Annotated in this window: 4 protein-coding genes; 1 reads left to right on the top strand and 3 read right to left on the bottom strand. The window is 70.9% G+C overall.

Features of this window, described 5'->3' with window-relative positions; translation table 11 throughout:
- Positions 1 to 764 (bottom strand): glycoside hydrolase family 11 protein (locus FAF44_RS52250; protein WP_237110957.1); only part of this gene is annotated, 764 nt, incomplete at its 3' end.
- 322 nt (positions 765 to 1,086) lie between these two features.
- On the opposite strand from FAF44_RS52250, the gene FAF44_RS52245 reads away from it, so the two are divergent.
- The gene (locus FAF44_RS52245; RefSeq protein ID WP_237110956.1) at positions 1,087 to 1,317 is read left to right on the top strand and encodes a hypothetical protein; all 231 of its coding nucleotides are present in this window, start codon (positions 1,087 to 1,089) and stop codon (positions 1,315 to 1,317) included.
- 104 nt (positions 1,318 to 1,421) lie between these two features.
- Here FAF44_RS52245 and FAF44_RS52240 read toward each other — a convergent pair whose 3' ends face one another.
- Complete coding sequence (locus tag FAF44_RS52240) at positions 1,422 to 1,856, bottom strand: NUDIX domain-containing protein (protein WP_237110958.1); 435 nt, start codon at positions 1,854 to 1,856, stop codon at positions 1,422 to 1,424.
- Positions 1,857 to 2,001: 145 nt separating this feature from the next.
- Positions 2,002 to 4,308, bottom strand: a 2,307-nt coding sequence (locus FAF44_RS52235; RefSeq protein WP_237110955.1) for a family 20 glycosylhydrolase, incomplete at its 5' end; no start/stop codon positions are given.

Here is a 4,308-nt window from a genome sequence, read left to right as displayed (position 1 = left end):
GCCATGACTACCAGATCCTCGCCACGGAGGGTTACCAGAGCAGCGGCAACTCCAACATCACGGTCGCCGTCTCCGCCACCGGAGCCGCCGACCGTGATGTTGGAGTTGCCGCTGCTCTGGTAACCCTCCGTGGCGAGGATCTGGTAGTCATGGCTGCCCAGGCTCATGCCGTACCTGGCCCAGGCGTCGAAGTGGTTGCCGGCCGTGATGGTGCCGCCGGTCTTCTTCGACTGACGGACGCTCCAGTACTGGTTGAAGGTCCGGGTGCCCTCGATGGAGGGGGCGTTGTAGCGCGTCGTCTGGTAGACGTCGTACGTGCCGCCGTCGCTGGTGACCGTGCCCTTGTACGTCCCGGTCGGCCGGTAGGTGCCCCAGTTGTCGACGATGTAGTACTCGACGAGCGGGTTCCGCGTCCAGCCGTACAGGGTCAGGTAGGCGTTGCCCGAGGGGTTGAAGCTGCCCGAGTAGGTGACCGTACGGCGTGCGCCGGGGTTCCAGCCCTTGCCGGCCACGAAGTTGCCGGTGTTGCTCCACGAGGTGCTGTAGTTGCCGCCGGAGCCGAGCTCCATGGAGACGGTGCCCTGGCTGTCGGTCCAGAACGAGTAGAAGTAGCCGTTGTTGGTGCCGGTCTGGTTGGTGGTGATGGCCGCGTGCGCGACGCTGGGCAGCATCGCCACGGCCAGCGCCGCCACGATGGCGCCGGCACGGCCCAGTAACCGTCCGACCCGACCGCGGCTTCGTGGGGGGATGGGGGCGTCGTTCATGTGCGTGCTTCCTTCTCGTGAAGGCTGGCGGGGGGTGCCAGGCAGCGTGATACGACCCGTCGATCGTCGAAACTATCGGAGTGGTGGCGAAAGTATCGGCCGCATTGACGGGCGTTGTCAACGCCTGCCGTCGGGTTGTGCGCACCTGTGCGACCACGAGATGGTGAGGGCGCTCATCATGCCGGTCGTCACGGCCAGATGGGCAGTTGAAAATTTCAGCGTCAAGCCGAAACTTGTTTCATGACGTTCAGGAAAAATGGACGGCACGACAGCGGGGCGGTCGCCTACCGTGCGACGAGTGAGAGATCGCCTCCCTCCGGCGGTGCTGGACGAGTTGCTGGGCCGTCCCGGAGGTTCGCTCGTGTCATGCCGGAGCGAACCGATCAACGGCGGCGCGGGGGCCGCCACCGGCTCCGTGACGAGGCTGTCGGGCACGGCCCGACTCGACGACCGGCAGATCCCCTTCACCGTGATCCGCAAATCCGGCAGGGCCTCGGCGGCCGGTTCAGGACCGGTGACGTCGACCTCGGATACCGGGCCACGCTCGCGCTGACCGGAGCCGGCCGCATCCACTGGATGCTCACACGCGGGACGCCGCCCCCCGACAGCTACACCGACTTCATCCTCACCGAGACGAACTCCCTATGAGGGCGCCGGTCAGAGGCCGATGCTGGTTTTGGGGCCCATGTAGGAGCCGGCGCCGGGCCAGCCGGCCTGTGCCAGGGCGACGAAGCGTGGGGCGAAGCCGATCGCCGGTAGATCGGTCAAGGGCACGAAACGGACGCCGCGGATCGGCGTGGTGTCGGCACCCTTGGCTGTCGCGCCCAGGGTGCCGCCCACCCTCCTCGCCTCGAACGTCAGGTGGACGACGTGGGCACCGCCGACCGGCAGGTGGTCGCACACGTACAGGAGCCGGTCGATCGTCACATCGAGGCCGGTCTCCTCGCGCAGCTCCCGCACCAGGGCGTCGCCGATGGGCTCGCCCGGCTCCACCTTTCCGCCGGGCAGCGACCAGGAGCGGCCGGTGTCGGTGTCCTGGTTCAGGAGCAGGATCCGGTCGTCCTCGATGACGACGCCGGTGACACGTACCATCACCCGGGCACCGTATCCCGGCGGGCCGCCGTCAGGGACGGCAGCGGTGACAGTGCGAGGACGGACCCTGTCCTGCTCAGGGTGAGCTCCTTTCGATCGCTGGGGAGGAGTCCGTCCGCGCGGGAGATTTTCGGGAGTGACGGCGTCAGGGGCGCACGGTGACCGTCAGGGCGCCGGCCACCGGGGCCTGGCCGGGCACGCGGACCGTGAGCGTGCCCGTGTACGTGCCGGGCGTGCCGAAGGTCCTGGCCGAGGTGACGGTGAAGGCGTCGTTGACCCGCATGTCGGGAATGCTGGCATCACGCGTCGTGGCCGGGACCGGGTTCTCCTTGACGCCGTCGCTCCAGGTGATGACCGCGTCGAGGTCGGCCGGGGCCCGGCCGGGGGCGGTGACGGTCCAGGTCACGTTCGCGGGCCGGCCGGTGGCGGCGGTCGCGGGCGGCCCCAGGATCTCCAGCCGCCAGGGCACGTCGGCGGTGGGGAAGAAGTTGGTGCCCTGCACGGTCAGCCGTCCGCCGATCTTGGACAGCCGGGTCGTGAAGCCGGCGTAATCGCGCTGCGCCTGCGGGGTCCAGCCGACCTCGGCGGTGGCGATGAGCCGCGGGTAGGAGTAGTACTGCGCCTGCGGGAGGCGGCGGATGAACTCGCCCCACAGCGCCGACTCCACGCCCAGCACGCTGCTCTCCTGGATACCGGGGATGTAGGTGCCGGGGTCCCAGTTGTAGTGGCGGTCGAGTCCGCAGACCCCGCCGCACGCCCAGGTGCCGCCCTGTGGCTGCCGGGGGTCCTGCTTCTGCGGCACGTACGTGTGGGGCGCCGGTGACAGCACGACCTCGGCCCCGCGCCGGTTCACGGCGTCGGCCACGGCGGCGCGGTCGCCGGTCCAGAACTGCACCACGGCGTTGCCCTGGGGCAGCGCCGTGCCCGCGTACTCGTTCCAGCCGACGACTTTCTTGCCGAGGGCGTTCACGTGGGCGGTGAAGGCGTCCGCCATCTGCACGTAGTCGGCGTGGCTGGTGACGTGTGCCTCGTCGCCGCCGATGTGCAGGTAGGGGCCGGGGGTCAGGGCGGCGATCTCGGTCAGCACGTGCTCGACGAACTCGTAGGTGACCGCGCTGCCGGCATCGAAGGAGGAGTAGCCGACGGAGCCGGTGCCGTTGTGCGGGACGGTGCTCTCCCCGGCCGCGGGCTTCGGCTGCGCGCCCGGGGTGTTGAGCTGCGGGACGGAGTGCAGTGCCGAGTTCACGTGGCCGGGCATGTCGATCTCGGGGATGACGGTCATGCCGTTGTCGGCGGCGTAGCGGACGATCTCGGCGTAGTCGGCTCTGGTGTAGAAGCCGGTGACGCCGGGTTCGGTGCCCCGCTCGGTCATGGCGGTGCCGCCGCCGACCTTGGTGAGCAGGCCGTAGTCGATGCCGGAGGGGTTGGTGGCGGGGTCGCCGACGGCGATGCGCCAGCCCTGGTCGTCGGTCAGGTGCAGGTGCAGCCGGTTGATCTTGAACGGGGCGGCGGCGTCGATGTAGCTCTTGACCTCCCGCACCGGGTAGAAGCTGCGCGCGACGTCGAGCATCATGCCGCGGTGCGCGAAGCGGGGGTAGTCGGTGATCCGTACGGCGGGCACGGTCCACGCGGTCTCGACGACCTCCTTGGCCTCGACCCACTGGGGGAGGAGCTGGCGGAGCGTCTGGACGCCGTTGAGCGCGCCGTTCGCGGTGGCGGCGCGCAGCCGGATCTCGCCGCCGGTGACGGCCAGCGTGTAGCCCTCGGCCTCGTGGCCCTGCGGGCCCTTGCCCGCGCCGACCTCGATGACGATCGGCGCGGGGCCGCGGCCGTGCGCGGTGACCGGCAGCGTCCGGCCGGTGGAGCGGCGCAGCAGCCGGGCCAGGTGGTCGGCCGGGGCCCGCGCGCCGTCGCCCTGGGCCAGGATGCGCGTGTCCGGCCGCAGGGTGAACGGGGCGGCGCCGGTCTCGGTGACGGACACGGGCTGCGGGATCAGGCCGAGCGTGGGCTCGGGGGCGGCGGGCGGTCCGGCCCAGATCTCGAACGCGGAGATCGAGTAGCCGTAGCCGGCCCACCGCTTGCGGCCCTGCATGCGCACGTACCCGACGGGCCCGGCCGAGCGCACGTCGATGACGTCGGTGCGCGGGCAGGTGTCGCGTCGCAGCGCGGCGACGTCGGTCCAGGTGCGGCCGTCGGCCGAGGTCTGCAGGACGAAGTCGCGGGCGCAGGCGTTCGGCCAGGTGAGGGTCACGTGGTCGACCGGGGCCGGCCGGGCGAGCTGGATCTGCACCCAGTTGTCGTCCTGGTAGCCCGACGACCAGCGGGTGGCGGTGTCGCCGTCGTTGACGTGGGCGGCCACGAAGTCGGCGCGGTCCAGCTCGACGCTGGAGGCGGTGGCCGTGCCGGTCAGGGCCAGGTCGGCCGGGGGATCGGCGGCCCGGGCGGCGGGGGC

Origin of the sequence: Nonomuraea sp. MG754425, from assembly GCF_021699195.1 — a bacterium.
GTDB lineage: Bacteria > Actinomycetota > Actinomycetes > Streptosporangiales > Streptosporangiaceae > Nonomuraea.
Note: the sequence above shows the minus strand (reverse complement) of the source record. Positions and strands in the feature narration are given on the sequence as shown.

What these genes read in the sequence shown, in the direction of transcription:
- FAF44_RS52240 (WP_237110958.1), bottom strand. Translation starts at nt 1,856, where the DNA reads ATGGTACGTGTCACCGGCGTCGTCATCGAGGACGACCGGATCCTGCTC.